We start from the raw sequence: 23,578 nt of genomic DNA on the forward strand, positions 1-23,578 counted from the left end.
GGTGGCCGCGGCAAGGCGTCGGGACGCCTCGGCGGGTATCAATCGGCGTCGACTTGACCCCGGTCAGGCAGCGTCTCCACCAGCTCCAGGGCGACGCAGAGCCGGACCAGCTCGGCCAGGCTCGACGCTCCCAGCGCCTTCATGGCGCGCAGTCGATAGACCTCCACGGTCTTGGCGCTGATGGCGAGGTGTTCGGCGACTTCGCGACTGGTCATCCCCTCGGCGACGTGGACCAGAATCTGCCGCTCCTTGGGGCGTAGTCCCGCATAGCGCGCCTGGAGATCGTCGAGTCGGGCGCGCTGCTGGCGCCTTCGCTGGTGGGCCAGCAGGGCCCGCTGGACGGTGTCGATCAGCTGCTGGTGGTTGAAGGGCTTCTCGATGAAGTCCAGGGCCCCGGCCTTGAGCGCCGCCACGGCCATGGGCACGTCGCCGTGGCCGGTCATGAAGATCACGGGGGGGGCGTCGCTGCGTTCGTTCAGGCGCTGCTGAACCTGCAGGCCGGAGAATCCCGGCATGCGAACGTCGAGCAGCACCGTATCGAAGGCGGAGGGCTCGGCGAGCAGGAAGGCCTCGCCGTCGGCGAAGGGGCGGCTGGCGAGCCCCACGGAGTCGAGCAGCCAGGCGAGCGATTCGCGCAGGGCGTCGTCGTCGTCGACGATGGCGATGCAGGCGTTGGGGTGGTCGGTCACGGATGCCTCGTGGAAACCATGGCAGAGGGTTCGGCCAGCAGTGTAGCGGCAAAGGTGGCGCCACCGGAACCGTCGGCCGGGAGCAGGCGCAGGCTGCCGCCCATGGCCTCCATCAGCGAGTGGCTGATGGCGAGCCCCATGCCGAGGCCCTCCGGGCGCCCGGAGTGGAAGGGGGCGAAGATGCGCTCGGCCTCCTCGGTGGGCACACCGGGCCCCTGGTCGCTGACGGTCAGGGTGACCTCGCGTCGGCCGCTCTGGCGAGCGCGCAGGCGGACCCGCTCGGCGCCGGGATGCTCCCGGCTCGCCTCCAGGGCGTTGAGCAGCAGGTTGACCAGCACCTGCTCCAGGGCCACCGGGTCCACCACCACCCGGGGCAGCGCCTCAGGTAGGTCGTGCTCCAGGGCGATGCCGGCCTGCTGGAACTGCCATTCGCAGAGCCGGCAGGCCGCATCCACCACGGCGAGCAGCTCCTGGGGGCGGGGGCGGGTCTGGCCCTTGCGCACGAAGGTGCGGATATGGCGCAGGCGCTCGGCGAGACGGTCCACCTGGTCGCGAATCCGCTCAAGGGGCAGGCGCAGGGCCTCGGCGGGCTGGTCGGGGGCGGCGTCGAGCTTGAGCAGGGCGCCGCTGGCGTAGTTGGCGATGGCGCCCAGGGGCTGGTTGAGCTCGTGGGCGATATTGGAGGCGAGCTCGCCGGTGGTGGCCAGGCGGTTGGCGTGGGCGATCTGCTCCTGGTGGCGCCGTGCCTGGGCCTCGGCGGCCTTGCGCAGGCGGATATCACGGTTGAGCAGCGAGACATGGCCCGGCTCGCTGCCGGGCTCCCGGTGGGCGGTGACCACGCTGAGCACGGGCACCGGCCCCTCCTGGCCGCGCATCTCCAGCTCACCGCTCCAGGAGCCGTAGCGGGCCACCGCGGGCAGCACCAGGTCGCGCAGCTCGGCCAGGGAGCCGGCGGTATAGGCGTCGGCCAGGCGGGCGCTGGCCTCACTGCGTGGCAGCCCCAGCAGGCGGCGGGCGGCCTCGTTGGCGTCGAAGAGGCGCTCGTCGTCATCCATGAAGAGCACATAGTCGGTGGTGGACTCCACCACCCGGGCCAGGCGCTCGCGGTTGGCCTCGGCCTGGATGCGTCGGCCCACGTCCCGGGAGACGCAGAGGATGTCCAGAAGCTCGCCGGTAGCCGGGTCGCGGCGGGTGCGGCTGGTGGTCTCGAACCAGACATAGTGGCCGCCCCTGGCTCGGAAGCGGTAGGTCTGCTGGTAGAAGCCGTCGTGGTAGTAGACCCGCGGCGACTTGTTGAGCAGGTCGGCCAGGTCTGCCGGGTGGAAGAGATCGTAGGCGGAGACCCCGATCAGCTCCTCGGGGGCGTAGCCGAGCAGGTCCCGGGCGGCCTCGGAGGCGTAGAGGAAGGTGCCGTCCCGGGCGTGGCGGCTGATCAGGTCGGTGGAGCTCTCGGCCAGCCAGCGGTAGTGGTCCCGCTCCCGCCTGAGCTCGCGGTTCTTCGCCTCCAGGGCCGCCAGGCGCCGCTGCATATCGTCGCTGTTCATCAGCGCGCCGGATCCACCAGGCCGCCCAGGGAGGCGTTGCGCCGGAACCAGCCGGCGATGCTGGCCCGAGGCCGCCGGGTGGGCAGCACCTCGTGGGGGACGCTATCGGAGAGAAAGCAGGCGAAGTTGCCCGCCTCCGGCCGCACTCTGGCGACCTCGCGTTCGGGGGCGTCCGGGGCGAAGAGCGCCATCTCGCCGCCGCCGTCGGCGGGCCAGTCCGGGTTGAGATAGCCCACGGTGGAGACCACCCGGTTGGCGCGGCCGCGGAAGCTGTCCAGGTGCTTGCGGTAGAAGGCGCCGGGGGGATAGTGGGCGAAGTGCGCCTCGTACTCGAAGAGCCCCAGGAAGAGCGCCTGGTTGAGCGCCCGCTGGAGCTCGCCCATGGCCTCCAGGTAGCGGCGCTGGGCGAGGCTCTCGCGGTCGAGCCAGTGGATGGCGTCCCCGCGGATATCGCGGCGCAGCCGGTGCTCCTGGCCGCGGCCGATACCGGCGGCCTCCAGGGCGTCCTGGCCGGCGAGGGTCGCAAGCTCCGCGTGGAGCTGGGCGCAGAGCTCGGCATCGAGCACGCCCAGGCCCAGGTACCAGCCCTGCTCTACCAGGGCGTCGATCAGCTCCGGCAGAACGCCGGGGGCCAGGGCGGGGGGGAGGGTGTTCAGCGTCGTTATCTCCGAGTGGGCGAACAGGCTCAGGGGCTCGCCTGCTGCTGGATGCGCAGCAGGCGTTCGGGAAAGTAGCAGAGTCGACCCGGCGGCTCCCGGGTCAGGCTGATCGGGCGGCCGAACCCCTCGGCCAGCAGCTCCACCAGCATCATGGCCGAGAGCCCCCAGATCACCTGGCCGTCGACGTGGTAGTTGGGCACATAGTGCAGCACCCCGTCGTGGGGAATGACGTCGGTATGGTGGCGGCGATCCTCCAGGAACAGCGCAAGCGGCACCTCGAAGAGCAGGTCAAGCTCGGTGGGATCGGGTGCCAGGGGCAGGTCCGGTGGAATCACGCCGACCCAGGGCGTCACGCGCAGGCCGTGCAGGGAGATCACGTCGGAGAGCCGGCCGAGGAGCTCTACCCTGTCACGGGGCAGGGCGATCTCCTCCTCGGACTCGCGCAGGGCAGTGGTCAGTAGATCCGGGTCCTGGGGCTCGCGCTTGCCGCCGGGAAAGGCGACCTGTCCGCCGTGGGTGTTGAGGTGATCGGCGCGCCGGGTGAACAGCAGGGTCGGCTCGGGGCGGTCGACGATGGGCAGCAGCACCGCCGCCTCGGGGAGGCGCAGCGCGGTGCGGCGGGGGCGGTGCGCTTGCAGGCGTTCGCGAAGTTTCTCTAACATGGAGTTTCCACCGGGTTTGGTTCCTTCTACCCGGCCGCCTTCCGCGGCGTCAAGCCCGTCAGCCTGCCTGGGAGCCCCATGAACTTCTGCAGCCACTGCGGCCACACCGTCCGTTTCGCCATCCCCGAGGGTGACGACCGTCCGCGCTTCCTGTGCGACGAGTGCGGCACCATCCACTACCAGAACCCGCGCATCGTGGCCGGCACCCTGCCGGTCAGCGGCACCCGGGTGCTGCTCTGCCGCCGCGCCATCGCACCGCGCCGGGGCTACTGGACCCTGCCGGCGGGCTTCATGGAGAACGCCGAGACGACCGGCGAGGCCGCCGCCCGGGAGACCCGGGAGGAGGCCTGTGCCGAGGTGGCGCTGCAGGGGCTCTACACCCTGATCAACCTGCCGCACATCAACCAGGTCTACATGATGTTCCGTGCCGACCTGGTGGGCGGCTTCGCCGCCGGCCCGGAGAGCCTGGAGGTGGCGCTGTTCGAGGAGCACGAGATCCCCTGGGAGGAGCTCGCCTTCCCCACCATCGAGCGCACCCTGCGCCACTTCTTCAAGGATCGTGACGGCGGCCACTACCCGCTGCATGTCAGCGATATCACCCCCGAGGATCGCGAGCGCTACTTCGGTTCGGCCTGATTGGGTGACCGTCGAGTGCTACTCGACGCTCTCCAGCCGCCAGACGTCGAAGGCCGGCTCCTCGTAGGGGTGGGCGGCCCTGAGTGCCGCCACCGCCTGGCGGATCAGGTGATCCTCGCAGACCAGTTCCACCTTGAGCTCCTCGACCCGCTCCAGATCGCCCACGCGGCCGATATGCGGATTGGCGCCGGCCAGGGGGCGGAACTGCCCGGTGCCCCGGGTCTGGAAGCAGCACGCCTCGTAGTCGCCGATGCGGCCGGCGCCGGTGGCGAAGACCGCCTCCTTGACCGCTTCGGCGCTCTCCACGGGCACGAAGAAAGCCAGCTTGTACATGATTCAGGCTCCTGTAAAAAATTCTGTCGGCGGTGAACTTCTTGTTCAGCACGTGTACAAATAAGTTGTCGCGTACAAGGGCGACCCCCCTGACGACCCGCCCCCCCTGGGCATTTATTCGAGGAGCAAGACCCATGACTAGCTTCAAGGCAGCAACCCGCTGGATGGGAGTCGGCGTGGCCGGCCTGATGATGGCCGGTGCGGTGCAGGCCGGCAGCCATGATCACGACCATCCGGATATCGTCGACACCGCCGTGGCGGCGGGGCAGTTCGAGACCCTGGTGGCCGCCGTCGAGGCCGCAGGCCTGGTCGATACCCTGAAGGGGGAGGGCCCCTTCACCGTCTTCGCTCCTACCGACGAGGCCTTTGCCGCCCTGCCGGAAGGTACCCTGGACGAGCTGCTGATGCCCGAGAACCTGGAGACCCTGCAGGCGATCCTCACCTATCACGTGGTGGCGGGCAAGGTGATGGCCGCGGACGCCATGGGTCTGGAGAGCGCCGAGACGGTGCAGGGCCAGGAGATCACCATCACCACCCAGGATGGCAGCGTGATGATCAACGACGCGACCGTCATCCAGGCCGATATCGAGGCCAGCAACGGCGTGATCCATGTGATCGACGGCGTCCTGCTGCCGGAGTGATCACCCGACGCTTCCTCCCTGCTGTACCAGTCCCTTGCTCTTGCCGCCCCGCCCCGGGCGGCTTTTTTGTTCAGGGCCCGGGCCGCTGGGGGGCGCCGCTCTCGTCGCGGTCGCGGATGAAGGCGTGGGCGGCGTCGCGCAGCCTGACCGCCTCGCGCCAGTCGTCGCCGGTCGGGCGGAGCGCCTCGCCGAGGCAGACCCGAACCCGGCCGGGTCGGGGCAGCCACTCCCTGCCGCGCAGCACCGCCCGGGTACCCGTCAGGGCCACCGGGACCACCGGCACCCCGGCGTGAGCCGCGATGACGAAGGCCCCCATATGAAAGTCACCGAGGCCGGCTTGCGCATGGAAGGTGCCCTCGGGAAAGAAGGCCAGGGAGTCACCGCCCTCCAGGGCGACCATGACCCGCTGCGAGTCCCGGTTGGCCTGGCGAGGATCGAAGCGCTCCACGAACAGCACGCCCAGGCGCGTCAGCACCAGGCGGGGCAGCAGGCGCTGCCGGAGCTCGGCCTTGGCCAGGTAGCGAAACCCCCGGGGCAGCGCGGCGGTGAGGGCCAGGGCATCCAGGTAGCTGGCGTGGTTGGCCACCAGCACGCAGGGCGCCCGGCGGGGCAGGTGCTGGAGGCCCTGTCGTGCGAGGCGGATACCGGCAAGCCCGGCGGCCAGGCGGGCCAGGTGATGGGCCACCGCCCAGCGCCAGCCGAGCCGCGGCAGGGGCAGCGCCAGCAAGCACAGCAGGACGCCGCCGAGGCCGAAGATCCCCCAGGCGTAGCCGGCGTAGAGGCGCTCGCCGAGCCAGATGAGGCGGTGTCGCATCCGCTGCACGCCCGCCTTCGCGGCCAGGCGGAGCGCCTGCCGCCAGACGGGGGCGCCCTCCTGGCCGAGACGGCCGCTGCGGAAGCGTTCGGCGGTGGCCGCCCGGCGAATCTTGCCGCTCGAGGTCTTCAGTACGCTGTGGGGGGGCACCAGCCGAACGGTATCGGCCGGGACATTGGCGATATCGACGGTGACTTCGCGGATCGCCTGGGCCAGCGCCTCGCGCTGTGCCGGGTCCGTCAGGCGGGTCTCCGCCGCTACCACCAGCTCCTCGACGCCGCTTGCGGAGTCGAGATGGCCGAAAACCGCCACGCAGCCCTGCCGCACCCCTTCCAGGCGGCCGATGGCTTCCTCCAGGTCGTAGGGGTAGAGGTTGCGCCCGCCTCGCACCAGCACGTCCTTGACCCGGCCGCTGATATGCAGGTCGCCGTCGACCAGATAGCCGCGGTCGCCGGTGCGCAGCCAGGCGCCATGGAAGAGCTTGCCGGTGGCCGCCGGGTTGTCGAAATAGCCCGCCGTGGCGGAGGGGCCGCGAAACTCGATGTCGCCCTCGTGTCGCTCCGGCAGCTCCCTGCCGTTGGGGTCGAGGATGCGTACCGCGTAGCCCGGCAGCGGCGGTCCGCAGTTGACGAAGGTCTGGGCCGTGTCGCTCTCCTGACTCGCCGCGACCGGCCGCGCCTCCTGCCGCGTCATGAAGGTCTCGCGATCGACCCGGTCGAGCACCAGGCCGCGGCCCGGCGAGGCGAGGCACAGGCCCACCGCGGATTCGGCGAGGCCGTATACCGGCATCAGGGCGTCCGGCCGCAGCCCGAAGTCGGCGAGGTTCTCGGCGAAGCGCTGCATGGTGCCTGGGCTGACCGGCTCGGCGCCGTTGAAGGCGACCCGCCAGCTGCTCAGGTCGAGTCCTTCCAGACGGCGGGCATCCAGGGTGCGCAGGCAGAGCTCATAGCCGAAGTTGGGGGCGCCGGAGAGGGTGGCCCGGTGGCGGTGGATCAGCTCGAGCCAGCGCTGGGGGCGGGAGAGGAAGGCGAGGGGCGACATCACCACCAGCGGAACGGCGTGGTAGAGGCTGCCCAGCCAGGCGCCGATCAGGCCCATGTCGTGGTAGAGCGGCAGCCAGCTGACGAAGACGTCCCGGGAGGTCACCTCCAGCCGTTCGCCCATGGCGCGGATGTTGGCCAGCAGCTGGCCATGGGTCAACGTGACCCCCTTGGGGTCCCCGGTGCTGCCCGAGGTGTACTGCAGCAGCCCCAGGCTCTCGGCGTCGAGGGGCTCGGCGTCTCCGCTGTCGGCCTCATCGTCGCTGTCGAGCTCCTCGCCGAGCTCTGCCACCGTGACGATGCTGGCCAGCCGCGGTGCCTCGGCCCGCAGCAGGCTCGCTACCCGGCGGGCCTCGGGCAGGGTGATCAGCACCCTGGCGCCGGCGTTGCTCAGGATGCCGCCGTGGCGCCGCAGGTGCTCCGCCAGCTGGGCCGGCCGCGCCGGCGGATAGATGGGAACCGGTACCGCGGCGGCGCGCAGGATGCCGATGAAAGCGGTGAAGTAGTCGGGCTCGGTGGGCAGCATCAGGGCGACCCGCTCGCCGGGGGAGACCCCGCGTCGGCGCAGCGCCGCGGCGATGGCCCGGGCGCCGTCATCGAGCTCGGCATAGCTCAGGGTCTGCGCCTCGTCGTCGCCGGTGTAGATATGCAGATGGGGGCGCTCGGGGTGGCGAGCCAGGTGCCAGTCCAGCGCCGCATTGAGGGTGTCGGCGGTATCCGGCGTGCCCGCTACCGCGGCGAGGTCCGCTGCGGGCTCGGGCGATGCCGATGGCGTCGGCGGCGCGCCGCCGCGGGCCTCCATCAGAAGCGTCAGCAGCTCGCCCGGGGTGTCGGCCATCAGCCCGCTCTCGGGCAGCCGGGTGTCGAAGGCGTCCTCGAGGCGCAGCAGCAGTTCGGAGCGCGCCATGCTGTCGAGGCCCAGGTCGCGGTCCAGGCGGGCATCGAGGGTCGGGCGGCGGTGGTCATGCCGCCGGGGCCGCGTCTCCTGAACCAGGGTGTCGATCACCTCCAGCAGGCGCTGCGTGGTCGCATCGGCATCGCCGGTGTGAGGGGGCTCGTCGGGTCGGACCATGGGGTACCTCGCGGCTGGCCAGCCTGTTCCCCGGCATCTGTCGGGCCTGTGCTGACGACACCGGCAGCTCGCCGGAGTTCAGCGGGGCGCCCCGGCCGACGGCCGGCCCCGGGCCTGTCAGGCGGTGCTGCCGGCGCCGGGGTCGCCTGCGGGGGAGGCGAGAAAATCGGCAAGGGGCGCCGTCTGGCTGCCCCGGTCGAGCATGGGGGCGTGGCCGCAGCCGGGCGCCTCGAGCGTGACGAGACTCGGCTGGGCGTCGGCCATTCGCGCCACGGCGTGGCGGCTCAGCAGCGGCGAGTCGGCGCCGCGAATCACCATCAGCGGGCAGGAGAGGGCGCGCCAGTCGGCCCACAGGTCTCGGGGCGGGTCGTGGGCAAACTGCTCGGCGATGCGCGGGTCGAAGTGAAAGCTCCAGCTGCCGTCGGGAAGGCGCCGGGCGCTGCCCAGCGCCATTTCCCGCCAGGCCGCATCGCTCTCCAGGCCGAAGCCGGCGTAGTGGTCGCGCAGCTCCGCCTCCAGCGCCGAGAAGTGGGCAAAGCGGTGGGGACGACCGAAATAGGTGGCGATCTCGGCAAGGCCGGCAGGCTCGAGCTCCGGGCCGATGTCGTTGAGTACCAGCCGCTCGATGCGCGCCGCTGTGGCGGGCTCGGCGGCCAGGCGCATGCCCAGCAGCCCGCCCATGGAGGTGCCCACCCAGGGCACGCACTCCAGGTCGAAGTGGTCGAGCAGGGCGACGGCCAGTTCGGCATAGCGCGCATAGCGATAGTCGTGGGGAGGCCGAGGTGACCAGCTGGAGAGGCCGCGACCGGGGGTGTCCGGGGCGATCAGCCGCCACTCGGGGCCGAGGCGGCGGGCCAGGGTGGCGAAGTCCCCTCCGTGACGGGCCAGCCCGTGCCAGGCCACCAGGGTGCGGGGGGCCTCGGGGTGCCAGACCCGGACGGCAAGCTCCAGGTCATCCAGGCGAATCAGTTCCAGTGCATCCATGGCCGCTCCCGGGGCAGTGCTGAGCCTGTTCGGGAGCATAGCGAGAGCTTCTCGAGGGGTCGAGGAGAAAAATACCTATACATTTGTTGATTTATGGATAGCTATGGTCCAATATTTGTCGTGAGGGTGCCTCTACCCTCTGCTTGAAATGACCTCTTCCTCGTTTCAAGTCCCGTCTGTACCAACCCTGCCTTGCCGCCCCCCTCAGGGGCGGTTTTTTTTCATCTTTATCGCCGAACGAGTCGCTCCCTCTGGCTAGTATACATACATGAATGTAGCTATAATCCTGCGCGGTAGCGCCCGCCGTGCCGTAGCGCCTGCGCTCTTTCCCTGCGACACCCCCCTGACTGGAGACTTCCATGCGATTGGCACCCCTGAGGGGGCACAAGCCCCTGAAAAAACTGGCCCTTGTCGGGCTGATGGCCGTCGGGCTGGCCGCCTGCGGTCAGGATAACGACCAGGCCGGCGGCCCCATGGGCGGTGGCGGCGAGCGTCCGCCTCCCCCGGTGGTGGTGCTCGGCGTCGAGCCGCGCAGCGTCGAGGTGATCGAGGAGTATGCGGCACGTGCACGGGGTTCCCGGGAAGTGGAGGTCCGCGCACGGGTCGACGGCATCCTCGAGGAGCGCCTCTACACCGAGGGCCAGGTGGTCAGCGCAGGCGACCCCCTGTTCCGCATCGATCGCGAGCCCTACGCGATCGCGCTCCAGCGCGCCGAGGCGGAACGGGCCAACGCCCAGGCCGAGCTGAACCAGGCCAATCGCGAGTGGCGGCGCATCTCGACCCTGTTCAACCAGAACGCGGTCAGCGAGCGCGAGCGGGACAGCGCGCTGTCCGCCCGGGAGCTGGCCGAGGCGCGCTATGCGCTGACAGAGGCCGGGGTGGCCAGCGCCGAGCTCAACCTCAGCTACACCCAGGTAGAGGCGCCCCTGGACGGCCTGACGGGGCTTGAGAGCTTCCCCGAGGGCAGCCTGATCGAGCGCGGTACCCTGCTGACCACGGTGACCCAGCAGGACCCGATCCATGTGCGCTTCTCGCTGCCCGAGCGCGATGCGGCCCTGCAGCGCGCCGCGCGGCGGGCCATGAGTGACGCCCAGGCGGAGGCGCCCCGGGAGGCGTGGCTGACCCTGCCCGACGGCAGCGAATACGAGGAACGCGGCCAGATCGACTTCACCGACAGCACCATCGACCCGCGCACCGGCAGCGTCTCGGCCCGTGCCGTCTTCCCCAACCCGGAGGGCCTGGTGGTCCCGGGCCAGTTCGTGCGGGTGCGGGTGCTGGTGCAGGAGCTCGACGATGTCTTCCTGGTGCCCCAGGAGGCGGTGGGGCAGGGGGCCCGCGGTCCGCGCATCTTCGTGGTGGCCGATGACCAGGCCCACGCCAGGGACGTGGAGCTGGGCCCCATCGTCGACAACCGCCAGGTGGTGCTGGACGGCCTCGAGGCGGGCGATCGCATCATCGTCAGCGGCCTCATGATGCTGCAGGACGGCATGCCGGTTCAGCCGAGCGAGGTGGATTCCGTCGACGACGCCGACATCGACGAGACGGCCGGCGAAGCGACCCTTGATGCCGCGGACGCCGCTGACGAGGAGGCGTGATGCTCAGGTTCTTCATCGATCGGCCGATCTTCGCCTCGGTCATCTCCATCATCATTATCCTGGTCGGCATGGCGGCGCTGCGTGCCCTGCCGGTGGAGCAGTATCCCGACGTGGTGCCGCCCCAGGTGGTGGTGCAGGCCGCCTATCCCGGCGCCAGTTCCTCGGTGATCGCCGAGGCGGTGGCCGCCCCCCTGGAGCAGGAGATCAACGGCGTCGACAACATGCTCTACATGGAGTCGACGTCCACCGACGCCGGCAGCCTGCAGATCACCATCTCCTTCGCGATGGGCACCGACCCCGACCAGGCCGCCATCAACGTCAACAACCGCGTCCAGGCCGCCACCGCTCGCCTGCCGCAGCAGGTGCGTGATCAGGGCGTACGGGTCGAAGCGCGCTCCAACAACATCCTGATGGTGCCGGTGCTCTTCTCCCCGGACGGCAGCCGCGACGTGCTCTTCATGTCCAACTATGGCCTGCTCAACGTCCTCGATGAGCTGGTGCGTATTCCGGGCGTGGGCGACGCCTCCCTGTTCGGCGCCCAGGACTACTCCATGCGGGTCTGGCTCAGCCCCGACAAGATGGCCCAGTACGACCTGACCCCCAACGATGTGGCCGCGGCGATCCGCGAGCAGAACGCCCAGTTTGCCGCCGGCAGCCTGGGGGCCGAGCCCGCGCCGGAGGGGCAAGCCTTCACCTTCTCGGTCACCACCCAGGGCCAGCTCTCCGACCCCGAGGAGTTCGAGGCCATCATCCTGCGCGCAGAAGAGGATGGCAGCACCCTGCGCCTGGGCGACGTGGCTCGCGCCGAGCTGGGGGCTCAGAACTACGCCTTCTCGGCCACCTACAACGGCCAGAGCGCCGTGCCCATGGGGGTCTACCTGCAGCCCGGGGCCAACGCCCTGGAGACCGCCACCGCGGTTCGCGAGGCGCTGGAGGATCTCTCCTCCCGCTTCCCGGAGGGGCTCGCCTATACGGTGCCCTACGACACCACCGAGTTCGTGGAGATCTCCATCCGCGAGGTGTTCATCACCCTGCTGATCGCCGTGGCGCTGGTAGTGGCGGTAACCTTCGCCTTCCTGCAGCACTGGCGCGCCACCCTGATTCCGGTGGCGGCGATTCCGGTATCGCTGATCGGCACCTTCGCCGGCATGCTGGCCTTCGGCTTCTCGGTCAACCTGCTGACGCTCTTCGGTCTGGTGCTGGCCATCGGTATCGTGGTGGATAACGCCATCATCGTGCTGGAGAACGTCGACCGGCTGATCCGGGAGCAGGGCATGAAGGCCCGCGAGGCGGCCATCGAGACCATGAAGCAGGTCGCCGGCGCCGTGGTCTCTTCCACCCTGGTGCTGGTGGCGGTATTTGCCCCGGTGACCTTCCTGGGTGGCCTGACCGGCGAGCTCTACCGTCAGTTTGCAGTGACCATCGCCGTCTCCGTGGTGGTCTCCGGCGTGGTGGCCCTGACCCTGACGCCCGCCATGTGCGCTCTGCTGCTCGACAAGCAGTCCCACACCGTGGCCAAGCCCTTCCAGTGGTTCAACGCCGGTTTCGAGCGGTTGACCCGCGGCTTCACCTGGCTGGTGGCCAGGCTGCTGCGCCATGGGGTGGTCGGCGTGCTGCTCTTCGCCGGCGTGATGGCGGCAACGCTCTTCTCCATGTCGCGCCTGCCGCCGGGACTGGTGCCCCAGGAGGACCAGGGGGTAGCCCTGGTGGTCTACCAGCTGCCCGCGGTGTCGGCGCTGCCCCGCACCGAGGCGGTGCGCGACCAGCTCTCCGGCATGCTGCTGGAGATGGACGAGATCGACGAGTTCACCACCTTCGCCGGTTTCGACATCATCGCCGGCGCCCTGCGCACCAGCGCCGGGGTGGGCTTCGCCAACCTGGCCGACTGGAGCGAGCGGGAAGGCCCCGGCCAGGATGCCCAGTCCCTGACCGGCCAGATCATGGGCATGGGGGGCGGCATTCCCGAGGCCTTCGTGATCTCCTTCACCCCGCCGCCCATCATGGGGCTCTCCCTGACCGGCGGCGTGGAGGGCTACCTGCAGGTGCGTGGCGACGCCACCACCGAGGAGATCGCCGAGCTGGCCGGCCGGCTCGCCGCCGAGGCCAACGAGCGTCCGGAGCTGACCAACGCCCGGACCACCCTGGATACCTCCATTCCGCGCTACCGGGCGGAGCTGGATCGGGAGAAGGCCCGCGCCATGGGGGTGCCCGTCAACGAGGTCTTCGCCACCATGCAGAGCACCTTCGGCTCCATGTACGTGAACGACTTCACCCTGGCGGGGCGCAACTGGCAGGTGAATCTGCAGTCCGAAGGCGAGTTCCGCAGCCAGCCCGAGGATCTCAACAAGGTCTTCGTGCGCTCCCAGAGCGGCGAGATGATCCCGCTCAGCTCCCTGGTGACCCTGACCCGGGAGGCCGGGGCGGATATCCTCAACCGCTATAATGTCTACTCGGCCGCCAAGTTCCTGGCCGACGCGGCGCCTGGCTACACCACCGGCCAGGCCAAGGAGGCCATGGAGGCGGTGGCCGCCGAGGTGCTGCAGGGTGGCGATGCCTCCCTGGGCTGGACCGGCGAGGCCTACCAGCTCGACGCCGCGGCCGGCGCCGGCGGCCTGGCCTTCGGCCTGGGCCTGCTGATGGTGTTCCTGATCCTGGCCGCCCAGTACGAGCGCTGGTCGCTGCCCCTGGCGGTGGCCACGGCGGTGCCCTTCGGGGTGCTGGGGGCGTCGCTCGCCGCCATGCTGCGGGGCTTCCCCAACGACATCTACTTCCAGGTAGGCCTGCTGGTGCTGATCGGCCTGGCGGCCAAGAACGCCATCCTGATCGTGGAGTTCGCCGCCCAGAACCGGCGCGAGGGCAAGAGTTCCGCCGAGGCGGCCCTGGCCGCGGCCCAGCAGCGCTTCCGGGCCATCCTGATGACGGCGCTGACCTTTATCATCGGCACCCTGCCGCTGGTCTTTGCCACCGGCGCCGGCGCCAACAGTCGGCAGGAGATCGGTACCGTGGTGGTGGGCGGCATGCTCCTGGCCAGCTCCCTGGCGCTGATCTTCGTGCCCCTGGCCTACAAGCTGCTTGACGATCTCACCACCTGGCTGCGCGAGCGTAAGGCGGCTCGGCAACGGAAGGAGTCAACCCATGCGTAAGGTACTCCCTGCCCTGCTGCTCTCCACCGCGCTGATCGCCGGCTGTGCCGTGGGGCCCGACTATCGGGCCCCCGCGCTGGACCTGCCCGACGAGTGGCCCGAACATGTGCTGCTCTCCGACGAGGCCCGCGCCGACTGGCAGCAGTGGTGGCGCCAGTTCGAGGACCCGCACCTGGATGCCCTGGTGGCCAGGGCCGTGGATGACAACCTGGAACTGCGCCTGCAGCTGGCGCGGATCCAGGAGGCGCGGGCGCGCCTGGGCCTGGCCCGGGCCGAGCAGCTGCCGTCGGTGAATGCCCAGGCCGAGGCGGCCCGGGAGCGCACCCCGGGGGCCGCCTCGCCCCTGGGGCAGAGCAGCACCGACAACCTCTTCTCCCTGGCCGGCGTGCTGGACTACGAGCTGGACCTCTGGGGCCGCCTGGCCCGGGAGCGGGAGGCCTCTGAGGCGCTGCTCGAACAGAGCCTCTTCGCCCACGATGCGGTGCGGCTCAACGTGATCGCCGATGTGGTGGCCACCTACTTCGACCTGCGTAGCGCCGAGCGCCAGCTGCGCATCACCGAGGCGACCGTGGCGTCCCGGGAGGAGACCTTCCGCCTGGAGCAGCTGCGCTTCGACGTGGGGGAGAGCGACGAGCTGGCCCTGCGTCAGGCCCAGTCGGAGCTGGAGTCGACCCTGGCCCAGCTGCCTGGCCAGCGGGAGCGGGTGCGCATGCTGGAGGGCGCCCTGGCGCTGCTGGTGGGCATGACCCCCGCCGAGCTCATGGCAGAGCTGGACTACGGCGACACCGAGCTGGAGGCGATCGCCCTGCCCGACGGCGTGCCGGCGGTGCTGCCCTCGGCGCTGCTCTTGCGCCGTCCCGACATCCGCTCCGCCGAGGCGGGGCTGGTTGCCGCCAACGCCGGCATTGGCGTGGCCGAGGCGAGCCGACTGCCGCGCTTCAACCTGGGCGGGCTGCTGGGCAGCGCCGCCGGCGATGCCGGTGATCTCTTTACCTCGGCGGCGGGCACCTGGGGGCTCTCCGCCACGGTGATGGGCCCGCTGTTCGATTTCGGGCGCAGCGCGTCGCGGATCGAGACCGCCGAGGCCCTGGCCGAGCAGGCGGAGGTGCAGTACCGCGCTACCGTGGCCCAGGCCTTCAACGAGGTGCGCAACGCCCTGGTCAGCTACGAGGCGAGCGGGGAGCGGGTGGAAGCGATCGGTCGCCAGGTGGAAGCCTTCGAGCGCACCCTGGAGCTGGCCGAGGTGCGCTACCGGGAGGGCTTCGTGGGCTTCATCGAGCTCCTCGATGCCCAGCGGGCGCTGCTCGCCGCGGAGCTGGCGCTCTCTGAGGCGATGCGCGATCGCCTGACCGCCACCGCTACCCTGTTCAAGGCGCTGGGCGGCGGCTGGCAGGTCGAGGGCTGACACGGGCGCGACCCATGGAACCAGGGCCGCCCGGGGTGCCGGGCGGCCCAATCACTGGAAGGGAGAGATCTCATGGCAACCCGCATCACCGCGACACGGCGCGACGACGGCATTCTGGTGCTGCAGATCAGCTGTCCCGAGCGGCGCAATATCCTCGACGAGGCCAGCTATGCGACGCTGATCGAGGCGCTCGACAGCGCGGAGGCGGACGACGGAGTCAAGGTGCTGATTCTCACCGGCACCGAGAACTGCTTTACGGCGGGCAACGACCTGGACAACTACCGGGCCCTGGCCCAGGCCGACAGCGTGTCCGCGGTCAGCTTCCTGCGTCGCCTGCACGCCTTCAGGAAGCCTGCCATCGCCGCCGCCGAGGGGATCGCCATGGGCCTGGGGGTGTCGATGCTGCTGCACTGCGACTTCGCCTATGCGGGCCACTCGATCCGCCTGCAGCTGCCCTTCAGCCGTTTTGCGCTGAGTCCGATCGGGGCGACGACCCTGCTGCTGCCGCGCCTGGCCGGGCCCAAGGCGGCCAGCGAGATGCTGCTGCTGGGCAACACCTTCTCGGCCCATGAGGCTAGGGAGATCGGCCTGGTGACCGATACGGCGCCGGATGGCCGGGCGCTGGAGCAGGCCTTCGACTGCGCCGCCCGCCTGCTGGCCAGGCCCTATGAGGCACTGCTGGCCACCAAGGCGCTGATGCGCGACGCACAGGCCGAGGCGATCGAAGCGGCCCTGGACCGCGAGGAGCAGGCTCTGCTCGAGCGCTGCCGCTCGCCGGAGGCCCAGAGCGCCATCGACGCCTTCTTCGCCAGCCGGCGCCATCCTTAGGGGCGCCAGGGGAGAGAGGCCGCCGGACGTCAGGTCCGGCGGCGGAAGAGGTCGAGCTGGGTCTTCACCAGCAGGTTGCCCTGCTCGACGATGGAGAACTGCTCGTGATTGCGCAGCCAGTCGTGGAAGAGTCCACCGAGCATCGACTGCAGCAGCTGGGCGGCGACCTCCGGGGAGAGGTCGTCGCGCAGCTGGCCCAGCCGGGCGGCGCACTGCAGGTAGTCGCGCAGGGCGCCGCAGGACTCCTCGGCCATCTCGTTCTGCATGGCCAGGGGGTCGATGTCGCCGAACACCTCGCAGTGATGGATCAGGATGGCGTGCACCCGGCGGTAGCGAGGGCGCTCCAGGCGCTCGAAGCCGCTGACGCAGGCCAGGCGGATCGCCTCCAGGGGGGCATCGGCTAGGCCCGGGTCGCCGATCTCCTCGACCAGCTCCTGGAAGGGCATGCGCACCCGGTTGAGCATGGCCTGGAAGAGGTCGGCCTTGTTCCTGAAGTGCCAGTAGACGGCGCCCCGGGTCATGCCCGCGTGACGGGCGATCTGCTCCAGGGAAGTGCGAGCCACGCCCTTCTCGAGAAACACCTCCTCGGCGGCATCGAGCAGCGCCTCGCGGGTGGCAGCGGCTTCGGCCTTGGTCTTTCGCGCCATGGGGCGAACTCCAGAAATCGACAGTCGTCGCATTTTATCCCATTCCTCCGGCTTTTACATTCGTGAATGTATGATTAATGCGGGGGAGGGCAGGCGACTCGCCAGGCGTCGGCGGGGCGGGGTATAAAGGGGCTTCACGCCCTGTCACAGGATGACGCCATGGCCCGTGCCGCCTTCGACCTCGCCGGTATTTCGATCGCCCCTGGCACCCGTACCCAGATCGACGTGCCGGTGGCTCGTCTCTACACCCATGCGCCGCTCTATATCCCCGTGGAGGTGGTGCACGGCCGGCAGGCGGGGCCGACCCTGCTGGTGTGCGGCGGCATCCACGGCGACGAGATCAACAGCGTGGAGATCGTGCGCCGCCTGCTGCGCTCGAAGCAGCTCCAGGGCCTGCGTGGCACGCTCGTTGCCGTGCCCATCGTCAACGTCTTCGGCTTCGTGCAGCACAGCCGCTACCTTCCCGATCGTCGCGACCTCAACCGCTGCTTCCCGGGCAGCGAGTCCGGCTCCCTGGGCGGGCGCGTAGCGGCGCTGTTTCGCGAGCAGATCGTCGATCACGCCAGCCATATCATCGACCTGCACACCGGGGCGATCCACCGCACCAACCTGCCCCAGATCCGCGCCCAGCTGGAGAGCGGCAGCGAGACCGAACGCATGGCCAACGCCTTCGGCGCGCCGGTGATCCTCAACGCCGAGCTGCGCGAGGGGAGCCTGCGCCACTACGCCCAGAACCGCGGCATCCCGGTATTGACCTATGAGGCCGGCGAGGCGCTACGCTTCGATGAGTGGGCGATCACCCCCGGGGTGCGTGGCGTGCTCAGGGTGATGCGTCGGCTCGGTATGCTCACCGGCGAGCATCGCCGCCGCGCGCCGCCGGCGGCGGAGATCGCCAACGGCTCCAGCTGGGCCCGGGCGCCCATCGACGGCATCCTGCGCCCCCAGGTGCGCCTCGGCGCCCGGGTGGCGAAGGGGGAGCTGCTGGGGCGTGTCGCCGACCCCTTCGGCAACGCGGAAGGAGAGGTGCGCTCCATGGCCGACGGCATCGTCATCGGGATGAGTCGACTGCCCCTGGCCAACGAGGGGGAGGCGCTCTTCCATATCGCCCGCTTCGACGCCATCGAGGAGGCGGAGAGCGCCATCGAGGACTTCCACTCCAGCCTCTCGCCCCCGCCCGACCCGCTCTACTGAGGAGACAGTGCCATGTTCGATCTCGGAGCCCAGCAGCAGGCGGGGCAGCGCTTCACCGGCGACGCCGCGGTGGCGCTCAACCATCACTACTGGATGCCGTTCAGCGCCAACCGCGACTTCCATGCCCACCCTCGGGTGATCACCGGGGCGGAGGGGCGCTACTTCATCGATGACCGCGGGCGGCGGCTGTTCGACTCGCTCTCGGGGCTCTGGACCTGCGGGGCGGGACATAATCGGGCCGAGATCCAGCAGGCGGTGGCGCAGCAGCTCGGCACCCTCGACTACGCGCCGGGCTTCCAGGTGGCCCATCCGCTGGCCTTCCGGCTGGCCGAGAAGGTGGCGAGCCTTACGCCGGACGGCCTCGACCACGTCTTCTTTACCGACTCGGGCTCCGAGTCCGCCGACACCGCGGTGAAGATGGCCAAGGCCTACTGGCGGCTCAAGGGGCGCCCCGAGAAGACCCGGCTGATCGGCCGCGCCAAGGGCTACCACGGGGTCAACGTGGGCGGGACCAGCCTTGGCGGCATCGGCGGCAACCGCAAGCATTACGGCCAGCTGATGGAGGTCAGCCATCTGCCCCATACCCTGCAGCCGGCGCTGGCCTTCACCCGGGGCCAGGCCGAGAGCGGCGCCGAGCTGGCCGATGCGCTGCTCGACCACATCGCCCTGCATGACGCCTCCAATATCGCCGCGGTGATCGTCGAGCCGATGTCCGGCTCCGCCGGGGTGATCGTGCCGCCGAAGGGCTATCTCGAGCGGCTGCGGGCGATCTGCGACGCCCACGACATCCTGCTGATCTTCGACGAGGTGATCACCGCTTTCGGACGCAGCGGGGCGCGCACCGGCGCCGAGGCGTTCGGCGTGACCCCCGACATGATGACCATCGCCAAGCAACTCACCAACGGCGCCGTGCCCATGGGGGCGGTGGTCGCCTCCAGGGAGATCTTCGACACCTTCATGCATGGCGGTGGGCCCCGCCACGCCATCGAGTTTCCCCACGGCTACACCTACAGCGCCCATCCGGTGGCCTGCGCCGCGGCCCTGGCGGCCCTGGAGCTCTTCGAGCGCGAGGCGTTCCCCGCTCAGGTGCGCGCCATCGCCCCGGCCTTCGAGGCGAAGCTGCACGCGCTCAAGGGGCGGTCCCAGGTGGTGGATATCCGCAACTACGGCCTGGCCGGCGCCCTCCAGCTGGCGCCGCGAGAGGGCGATCCCACCATCCGCCCCCGGGACGCCCATCTGGCGCTGTGGGAGGCGGGCTTCTATGTGCGCTACGGCGGCGATACCCTGCAGTTCGGCCCCCCCTTCGGCAGCACCGAAGAGGAGCTGGAGCGGCTTTTCGATGCGGTGGCGGGGGTGCTGGATCGGCTGGACTAGGACAGGCCTCGCCGCCGAGGCGGCGACACCCTCTCTACCAGCCCGGCCCCCCTTCGGCAGCACCGAAGAGGAGCTGGAGCGGCTTTTCGATGCGGTGGCGGGAGTGCTGGATCGGCTGGACTAGGACAGGCCTCGCCGCCGCCTTAAGCCTGAAACGACGACCGGGGCCATCAAGGCCCCGGTCGTCGTTGTGGCGTTGCGAGCTGTCGTTCAGGCAGCGGCGCTCTCGCGTTCGGGGACCAGGCTCAGGGCGTCGTCGAAGACCCGCAGGCAGGCCCCGTCGAGGTGGCCGTTCTCGGAGAGGTGGCGGCGGAAGCGCCGGCCCCCGGGCTGGCCCTGGAAGAGGCCCAGCAGGTGGCGGGTGATGTGGTTGAGCTTGGCGCCCTCCTCGAGGCGCCGGGCGATATAGGGGCGAAAGGCCCTGGCCGCGTCGTGTCGGCTCAGTGCCGGGCCCGGCTCGCCGTAGAAGGCGGCATCGACCCCGGCCAACAGCCAGGGGTTCTGGTAGGCCTCGCGCCCCACCATCACGCTGTCCACCTGCGCCAGCTGCTCCCGGCACTCCTCGAGGGTCCTGATGCCGCCATTGATGCCGATATGCAGCGCCGGGCGGCTCGCCTTGAGGCGGTGCACCCGGGGGTAGTTGAGCGGCGGGATATCGCGGTTCTCCTTCGGCGAGAGGCCCTGCAGCCAGGCCTTGCGGGCGTGCACGATGAAGGTGTCGCAGCCGGCGTCGGCCACCGTGGCGATGAAGCGCTCGAGATCCGCGTCCTCATCCTGGTCGTCGATGCCGATGCGGCACTTGACCGTGACCGGGATCGACACCGCCTCGCGCATGGCGCGCACCGCCGCGGCCACCTTCTCCGGATGGCCCATCAGGCAGGCGCCGATCAGGTTGTTCTGCACCCTGTCACTGGGGCAGCCCACGTTGAGGTTGACCTCGTCATAGCCCCAGGCCTCGGCGATGGCGGCGCACTCGGCGAGCTCGCCGGCGTCGCTGCCGCCAAGCTGCAGGGCCAGCGGATGCTCCACCGCATCGAAGCCGAGAAAGCGCTCCCGGGGGCTGCCGTGAAGGATGGCGCCGGTGGTGACCATCTCGGTGTAGAGCAGGGCGTGGCGGGTCAGGGTCCTGGCGAAGGCGCGGTAGTCGCGGGTCGTCCAATCCATCATCGGCGCCACGGAGAAGGTTCTATCCAGCGCGGGGCGCGGCTTCCCAGTGTTTACGCGGCTTTCAGCGGCGTGGCCTGAATGTGATTTGTCGATGTCTTTTGCCATTTTGCTACGTTTTGGGCTGCGCGTTGCTACGAATTTGCTAAGCTGTAGCGACTGGATTTGCTACAAGGGAGACGGGCTCGATGGCAACGATCAGCAAGCGGAAGCGGAAGGACGGGAGTGTCGCATACACCGCCCAGATCCGCATTATGCGCAAGGGCGAGAAAGCGCACTCAGAGGCAAGGACCTTCCCCAAGAAGGCGATGGCGGAGGAGTGGGCGAAGCGCCGCGAACTCGAGTTGATGACCCCCGGCGGTCTGCTCAGCGCCAAGTGGCGCGGGGTGACGCTGAACGATGCTATCGAGCGATACCTTCACGAGTTCGCGCAGGGCGCCGGGCGCTCGAAGCGAGCGACCATCGAGCAGCTCCAGCGCTTCCCCATCTCTCGCGTCGAGGTCAACGAGCTGACCAGCGAGCAGATCGTCGAGCATGGTGTTCTCCGCCGGAACAGCGGGATCAAGCCGGCAACGGTGAATCAGGACATCGTGTGGCTGGGCATCATCCTGAAGACGGCCGTAGCGGCTTGGAAGATGCCCGTCGACCTGGGGGAGTTCGAGGCGGCGAAGCTGCTGCTGCGCTCAAAGGGCCTGATCGGGAAATCGAAGTCGCGGGACCGGCGGCCGACGGCAGCCGAGATCGAGCGGCTACGCGCCTACTTCCAGCGCTCGCAGAAGATCCGGCCGAGCGCGATCATCCCGATGGAAGACGTCATGGACTTCGCCATCGCCTCCTCGCGGCGGCGGGAGGAGATCACCCGGCTACTCTGGTCGGACCTCGACGAGATGGCATCGACCTGCTGGGTCCGCGATGCGAAGCACCCGCGGCAGAAGTGGGGCAACCACAAGCAGTTCAAGCTGACCAGTGAAGCCATGGCCATCATCCGGCGGCAGCCTCGCACCCAGGGGGAGGAGCGGATCTTTCCTTTCCGGCCGGCCTCCATCGGCACCCGGTGGCAGGCGGCGACGGCGGCATGCGGAATCGAGGATCTCCGCTTTCACGACCTGCGCCATGAAGCCACCTCGAGGTTATTCGAAGCCGGTTACGAAATTGTCGAGGTCCAGCAGTTCACCCTTCACGAGAGCTGGGACGTGCTGAAGCGCTACACGCACCTTCGGCCGGAGAACTTGCAGCTCCGAGCCCAGGGAGCCTGATCGTGGTGCTGCTCGAGCTCGGCGTCGATGCTCTGGTGGGCAGGCGAGCAGACTACGCGCCGCAGCGACCGTCTTGCATCGCGTTGCCGCGACTTCGACGACTTTTCGACCCTTCCGCAGGGGAGAAAGGGCGCAAAACCCTGATCACTGGAAATTCAGGCGGGTTGGGCGCCCCCATAGGTGTAGAAATGCGCATAGATTCGCATACTTCCTTGCGACCCAACGACTCCCGGGAGCCCAGCAACGGCGCGGGCTCGAGCCCTGGCGCGAGGGTGCAAAAAATCCGACAAGTTTAGAGCGCGGGCGGGGAGGGGTGAAGACGGCGCGCCAGGGGTGGCGGGCCAGGTGCCCCCTGTACCCCGCCCGCTTGCAGCCCCTGCCGGCGCATGCTGGCCGTTTTCTTCCTCTTCATGGGGTGCCACAGCCTTCTCGCTGCGCCTCTCTGGCGCGCTCTCAGGCGCCTTGCGGCGCCCTCGTGCGTGGCAGCGACACGGGGTCACCCTGAAGCCCCTTGCCTTGCTTTCACTCGCGGGCCGGGCGCCGGCGGCGACAGCGCTTCGGCCAGTGCCTCGCGTGCGCTGGGCGATAGCGGCAGATTTACGGCCGGGTCTGGCCTTGCGCTGGGCGTCAGTGTGTGGACGTAGCCGGTGCTGAAGGTGCCACGCCAGCCACACTCGGCGACCTGGCATTCGACGATCCCTTCGCGGCAAAGCTCGCTGACCCTGCGCGAGTCCCGAACTCTGGCCGGGCCCTTGCAGTGTGGGCAGGTCATGGCGTTGCGGTGGCGGGCATGCCGGCCTGCCCTGGTCTGGTCACTCATTCACTCCCCCTTCACTCAGCCTTGCCGGGGCCAGACCCTGGCCCCGGCCCTTGATCACCAGGACCCGAACACGACGTTCTCTAGCAGGCAGCCGGCGCCGAAGTCCTCGACGACGTAGGCGTCGTTGGAGCTCTGGTAGTCCTCGATGCGATTCCGCTTCGGGTTGTCGACCACGTAGCGGCGGCGGCGGCCTCGCTGCCAGTAGAGCGACAGGTTCTCGGGCATGGTGATGAAGATCTTCCCGACGGGCATCGGGCCGGTTCTGACTGCTTGCAGCCGGCCAAAGCGCGCATTGCTGAACATGGAGTTCTCCAGGGCGAGCAGCTCGGTCGGCTTGCTGCCGCTCTTCGAAACCATCTGGAAATACTTCACGGGGAGCAGATCGCGTCCGGCGATCACCTTGAGCTCCAGCGACCCCCGGTGCCAGGGGTCGATCAGCTCGTTCACTGCGTCGAAGACCAGGGCGTCGAGGTTCTCATAGTCACCACCAGGGCCGACGCGCAGCTCTCCCGGGGCCTTGTCTCCTTCGCCCACTACCCGCTCCGGTGCATGCTGGCGGTAGAGCTCAAGCCAGCCCTTGTTGACATCGCCAAGATCGGGGAAAGCCCCGCGGTCGGTTTCGGCGGCGGCGTGCGTGCCTCGGAAGCCGATGGCCAGGCGGTCGAGCCCCTGCTGGCGGGCCACCATGTCAGTCACGCGGTTCTGAAAGTCGGGAAACCTGGCCCAGGCATCCAGCTTTGACCAGGGGATGGCGCTATCGAACTCGGTATGAACACACTCGTAGCGCATGCCAGTCAGCTCAGTCACATCGCGGGTTTCGCGGTCGTGCTGGCTGGTATCGGTGCGCTTGGCGATCGGTCCGGCCACGCCTACGGCCAACCGCTCTCCTTGCATATCATCAACGCCAACCACGTTGACCATCCGAAGGAACTCGTCGCTCTCCTGAATCCTGCTTTCGAGGCGCTGCTGAACGCTGGGCTCGACGGTGAATGCCTGGCTGGCGGTCTTGACGCCGTTGAGCTTGGCCACTTGCTGTGACCAGGCGTCGAAGACTTCGCGGGTTTCGTTTCTCATGATGACT

The 23,578-nt window shown here is 69.4% G+C and carries 20 protein-coding genes; 9 read left to right on the forward strand and 11 right to left on the reverse strand.

Going from position 1 to position 23,578, the window contains the following annotated elements; translation table 11 throughout:
* Window positions 1-38: 38 nt before the first annotated feature.
* The 4 genes from ACRYRV_RS12700 to ACRYRV_RS12715 are packed head-to-tail and all read right to left on the reverse strand — an operon-like array spanning window position 39 to window position 3,554.
* Entirely contained in the window at window positions 39-689 is a 651-nt protein-coding gene (locus ACRYRV_RS12700; RefSeq protein WP_253444236.1) for a response regulator transcription factor, read from the reverse strand.
* Complete coding sequence (locus tag ACRYRV_RS12705) at window positions 686-2,233, reverse strand: PAS domain S-box protein (protein ID WP_444984913.1); 1,548 nt, start codon at window positions 2,231-2,233, stop codon at window positions 686-688. The genes ACRYRV_RS12700 and ACRYRV_RS12705 overlap by 4 nt, the downstream gene beginning before the upstream one ends.
* Window positions 2,233-2,889: a 2OG-Fe(II) oxygenase gene (locus ACRYRV_RS12710; RefSeq protein ID WP_444986286.1), complete on the reverse strand. Its 657-nt coding sequence runs from the start codon at window positions 2,887-2,889 to the stop codon at window positions 2,233-2,235. The genes ACRYRV_RS12705 and ACRYRV_RS12710 overlap by 1 nt, the downstream gene beginning before the upstream one ends.
* A 29-nt stretch (window positions 2,890-2,918) precedes the next feature.
* Window positions 2,919-3,554, reverse strand: coding sequence for a CoA pyrophosphatase (locus ACRYRV_RS12715; RefSeq protein WP_253444227.1), 636 nt, complete (start codon window positions 3,552-3,554; stop codon window positions 2,919-2,921).
* Between the two features lie 78 nt (window positions 3,555-3,632).
* Between ACRYRV_RS12715 and ACRYRV_RS12720 the strand changes: the two genes are divergently transcribed.
* Complete coding sequence (locus tag ACRYRV_RS12720; protein WP_299316149.1) at window positions 3,633-4,190, forward strand: NUDIX hydrolase; 558 nt, start codon at window positions 3,633-3,635, stop codon at window positions 4,188-4,190.
* An 18-nt stretch (window positions 4,191-4,208) separates the two neighbouring features.
* On the opposite strand, the gene ACRYRV_RS12725 is transcribed toward ACRYRV_RS12720, so the two are convergent.
* A complete protein-coding gene (locus ACRYRV_RS12725; RefSeq protein ID WP_253444221.1) occupies window positions 4,209-4,523 on the reverse strand; it encodes a Nif3-like dinuclear metal center hexameric protein in 315 nt (104 codons plus the stop codon).
* Between the two features lie 134 nt (window positions 4,524-4,657).
* Here ACRYRV_RS12725 and ACRYRV_RS12730 point away from each other — a divergent pair, with 134 nt between their 5' ends.
* Window positions 4,658-5,164 carry a fasciclin domain-containing protein gene (locus tag ACRYRV_RS12730; RefSeq protein ID WP_309635491.1) on the forward strand — a complete coding sequence of 169 codons (507 nt, stop codon included), beginning with the start codon at window positions 4,658-4,660 and terminating at the stop codon, window positions 5,162-5,164.
* 70 nt (window positions 5,165-5,234) lie between these two features.
* On the opposite strand, the gene ACRYRV_RS12735 is transcribed toward ACRYRV_RS12730, so the two are convergent.
* Together ACRYRV_RS12735 and ACRYRV_RS12740 are read right to left on the reverse strand one after the other, a co-directional pair.
* The gene (locus ACRYRV_RS12735; protein ID WP_444984911.1) at window positions 5,235-8,090 is read right to left on the reverse strand and encodes an AMP-binding protein; all 2,856 of its coding nucleotides are present in this window, start codon (window positions 8,088-8,090) and stop codon (window positions 5,235-5,237) included.
* Window positions 8,091-8,207: 117 nt separating this feature from the next.
* Entirely contained in the window at window positions 8,208-9,074 is an 867-nt protein-coding gene (locus tag ACRYRV_RS12740; protein WP_253444210.1) for an alpha/beta fold hydrolase, read from the reverse strand.
* Between the two features lie 359 nt (window positions 9,075-9,433).
* Here ACRYRV_RS12740 and ACRYRV_RS12745 point away from each other — a divergent pair, with 359 nt between their 5' ends.
* The 4 genes from ACRYRV_RS12745 to ACRYRV_RS12760 all read left to right on the forward strand — a co-directional run bounded on the left by ACRYRV_RS12745 (window position 9,434) and on the right by ACRYRV_RS12760 (window position 16,045).
* On the forward strand, window positions 9,434-10,669 hold the full coding sequence (locus tag ACRYRV_RS12745) for an efflux RND transporter periplasmic adaptor subunit (protein WP_444984910.1): 1,236 nt from the start codon (window positions 9,434-9,436) through the stop codon (window positions 10,667-10,669).
* Window positions 10,669-13,812, forward strand: a complete 3,144-nt coding sequence (locus tag ACRYRV_RS12750) for an efflux RND transporter permease subunit (RefSeq protein WP_444984909.1) — start codon at window positions 10,669-10,671, stop codon at window positions 13,810-13,812. The genes ACRYRV_RS12745 and ACRYRV_RS12750 overlap by 1 nt, the downstream gene beginning before the upstream one ends.
* On the forward strand, window positions 13,805-15,217 hold the full coding sequence (locus ACRYRV_RS12755; protein WP_444984908.1) for an efflux transporter outer membrane subunit: 1,413 nt from the start codon (window positions 13,805-13,807) through the stop codon (window positions 15,215-15,217). Before ACRYRV_RS12750 ends, ACRYRV_RS12755 begins: the two co-directional genes overlap by 8 nt.
* Before the next feature lie 72 nt (window positions 15,218-15,289).
* Complete coding sequence (locus ACRYRV_RS12760; protein WP_444984907.1) at window positions 15,290-16,045, forward strand: enoyl-CoA hydratase-related protein; 756 nt, start codon at window positions 15,290-15,292, stop codon at window positions 16,043-16,045.
* Window positions 16,046-16,074: 29 nt separating this feature from the next.
* Here ACRYRV_RS12760 and ACRYRV_RS12765 read toward each other — a convergent pair whose 3' ends face one another.
* Window positions 16,075-16,692, reverse strand: a complete 618-nt coding sequence (locus ACRYRV_RS12765; protein WP_253444193.1) for a TetR family transcriptional regulator — start codon at window positions 16,690-16,692, stop codon at window positions 16,075-16,077.
* A 159-nt stretch (window positions 16,693-16,851) separates the two neighbouring features.
* Here ACRYRV_RS12765 and ACRYRV_RS12770 point away from each other — a divergent pair, with 159 nt between their 5' ends.
* Together ACRYRV_RS12770 and ACRYRV_RS12775 are read left to right on the forward strand one after the other, a co-directional pair.
* Window positions 16,852-17,883, forward strand: coding sequence for a succinylglutamate desuccinylase/aspartoacylase family protein (locus ACRYRV_RS12770; protein ID WP_444984906.1), 1,032 nt, complete (start codon window positions 16,852-16,854; stop codon window positions 17,881-17,883).
* A gap of 12 nt (window positions 17,884-17,895) precedes the next feature.
* Complete coding sequence (locus tag ACRYRV_RS12775) at window positions 17,896-19,257, forward strand: aminotransferase class III-fold pyridoxal phosphate-dependent enzyme (RefSeq protein ID WP_444984905.1); 1,362 nt, start codon at window positions 17,896-17,898, stop codon at window positions 19,255-19,257.
* 210 nt (window positions 19,258-19,467) lie between these two features.
* Here ACRYRV_RS12775 and dusA read toward each other — a convergent pair whose 3' ends face one another.
* The gene (dusA, locus tag ACRYRV_RS12780; RefSeq protein ID WP_444984903.1) at window positions 19,468-20,529 is read right to left on the reverse strand and encodes a tRNA dihydrouridine(20/20a) synthase DusA; all 1,062 of its coding nucleotides are present in this window, start codon (window positions 20,527-20,529) and stop codon (window positions 19,468-19,470) included.
* Between the two features lie 80 nt (window positions 20,530-20,609).
* Here dusA and ACRYRV_RS12785 point away from each other — a divergent pair, with 80 nt between their 5' ends.
* The gene (locus tag ACRYRV_RS12785) at window positions 20,610-21,677 is read left to right on the forward strand and encodes a tyrosine-type recombinase/integrase (protein ID WP_444984902.1); all 1,068 of its coding nucleotides are present in this window, start codon (window positions 20,610-20,612) and stop codon (window positions 21,675-21,677) included.
* A gap of 496 nt (window positions 21,678-22,173) precedes the next feature.
* Here ACRYRV_RS12785 and ACRYRV_RS12790 read toward each other — a convergent pair whose 3' ends face one another.
* Together ACRYRV_RS12790 and ACRYRV_RS12795 are read right to left on the reverse strand one after the other, a co-directional pair.
* Window positions 22,174-22,497 carry an ogr/Delta-like zinc finger family protein gene (locus tag ACRYRV_RS12790; RefSeq protein ID WP_444988760.1) on the reverse strand — a complete coding sequence of 108 codons (324 nt, stop codon included), beginning with the start codon at window positions 22,495-22,497 and terminating at the stop codon, window positions 22,174-22,176.
* A gap of 54 nt (window positions 22,498-22,551) precedes the next feature.
* Complete coding sequence (locus tag ACRYRV_RS12795; protein WP_444984901.1) at window positions 22,552-23,571, reverse strand: phage major capsid protein, P2 family; 1,020 nt, start codon at window positions 23,569-23,571, stop codon at window positions 22,552-22,554.
* Between the last annotated feature and the right edge of the window lie 7 nt (window positions 23,572-23,578).

It is taken from the genome of Halomonas mongoliensis, assembly GCF_052496345.1.

What these genes read in the sequence shown, in the direction of transcription:
- ACRYRV_RS12760 (WP_444984907.1), top strand. Translation starts at nt 15,290, where the DNA reads ATGGCAACCCGCATCACCGCGACACGGCGCGACGACGGCATTCTGGTG.
- ACRYRV_RS12795 (WP_444984901.1), bottom strand. Translation starts at nt 23,571, where the DNA reads ATGAGAAACGAAACCCGCGAAGTCTTCGACGCCTGGTCACAGCAAGTG.
- ACRYRV_RS12775 (WP_444984905.1), top strand. Translation starts at nt 17,896, where the DNA reads ATGTTCGATCTCGGAGCCCAGCAGCAGGCGGGGCAGCGCTTCACCGGC.
- ACRYRV_RS12750 (WP_444984909.1), top strand. Translation starts at nt 10,669, where the DNA reads ATGCTCAGGTTCTTCATCGATCGGCCGATCTTCGCCTCGGTCATCTCC.
- ACRYRV_RS12735 (WP_444984911.1), bottom strand. Translation starts at nt 8,090, where the DNA reads ATGGTCCGACCCGACGAGCCCCCTCACACCGGCGATGCCGATGCGACC.
- ACRYRV_RS12745 (WP_444984910.1), top strand. Translation starts at nt 9,434, where the DNA reads ATGCGATTGGCACCCCTGAGGGGGCACAAGCCCCTGAAAAAACTGGCC.
- ACRYRV_RS12765 (WP_253444193.1), bottom strand. Translation starts at nt 16,692, where the DNA reads ATGGCGCGAAAGACCAAGGCCGAAGCCGCTGCCACCCGCGAGGCGCTG.
- ACRYRV_RS12705 (WP_444984913.1), bottom strand. Translation starts at nt 2,233, where the DNA reads ATGAACAGCGACGATATGCAGCGGCGCCTGGCGGCCCTGGAGGCGAAG.
- ACRYRV_RS12740 (WP_253444210.1), bottom strand. Translation starts at nt 9,074, where the DNA reads ATGGATGCACTGGAACTGATTCGCCTGGATGACCTGGAGCTTGCCGTC.
- ACRYRV_RS12785 (WP_444984902.1), top strand. Translation starts at nt 20,610, where the DNA reads ATGGCAACGATCAGCAAGCGGAAGCGGAAGGACGGGAGTGTCGCATAC.
- dusA (WP_444984903.1), bottom strand. Translation starts at nt 20,529, where the DNA reads ATGGCAAAAGACATCGACAAATCACATTCAGGCCACGCCGCTGAAAGC.
- ACRYRV_RS12770 (WP_444984906.1), top strand. Translation starts at nt 16,852, where the DNA reads ATGGCCCGTGCCGCCTTCGACCTCGCCGGTATTTCGATCGCCCCTGGC.
- ACRYRV_RS12720 (WP_299316149.1), top strand. Translation starts at nt 3,633, where the DNA reads ATGAACTTCTGCAGCCACTGCGGCCACACCGTCCGTTTCGCCATCCCC.
- ACRYRV_RS12730 (WP_309635491.1), top strand. Translation starts at nt 4,658, where the DNA reads ATGACTAGCTTCAAGGCAGCAACCCGCTGGATGGGAGTCGGCGTGGCC.
- ACRYRV_RS12790 (WP_444988760.1), bottom strand. Translation starts at nt 22,497, where the DNA reads ATGAGTGACCAGACCAGGGCAGGCCGGCATGCCCGCCACCGCAACGCC.
- ACRYRV_RS12715 (WP_253444227.1), bottom strand. Translation starts at nt 3,554, where the DNA reads ATGTTAGAGAAACTTCGCGAACGCCTGCAAGCGCACCGCCCCCGCCGC.
- ACRYRV_RS12755 (WP_444984908.1), top strand. Translation starts at nt 13,805, where the DNA reads ATGCGTAAGGTACTCCCTGCCCTGCTGCTCTCCACCGCGCTGATCGCC.
- ACRYRV_RS12725 (WP_253444221.1), bottom strand. Translation starts at nt 4,523, where the DNA reads ATGTACAAGCTGGCTTTCTTCGTGCCCGTGGAGAGCGCCGAAGCGGTC.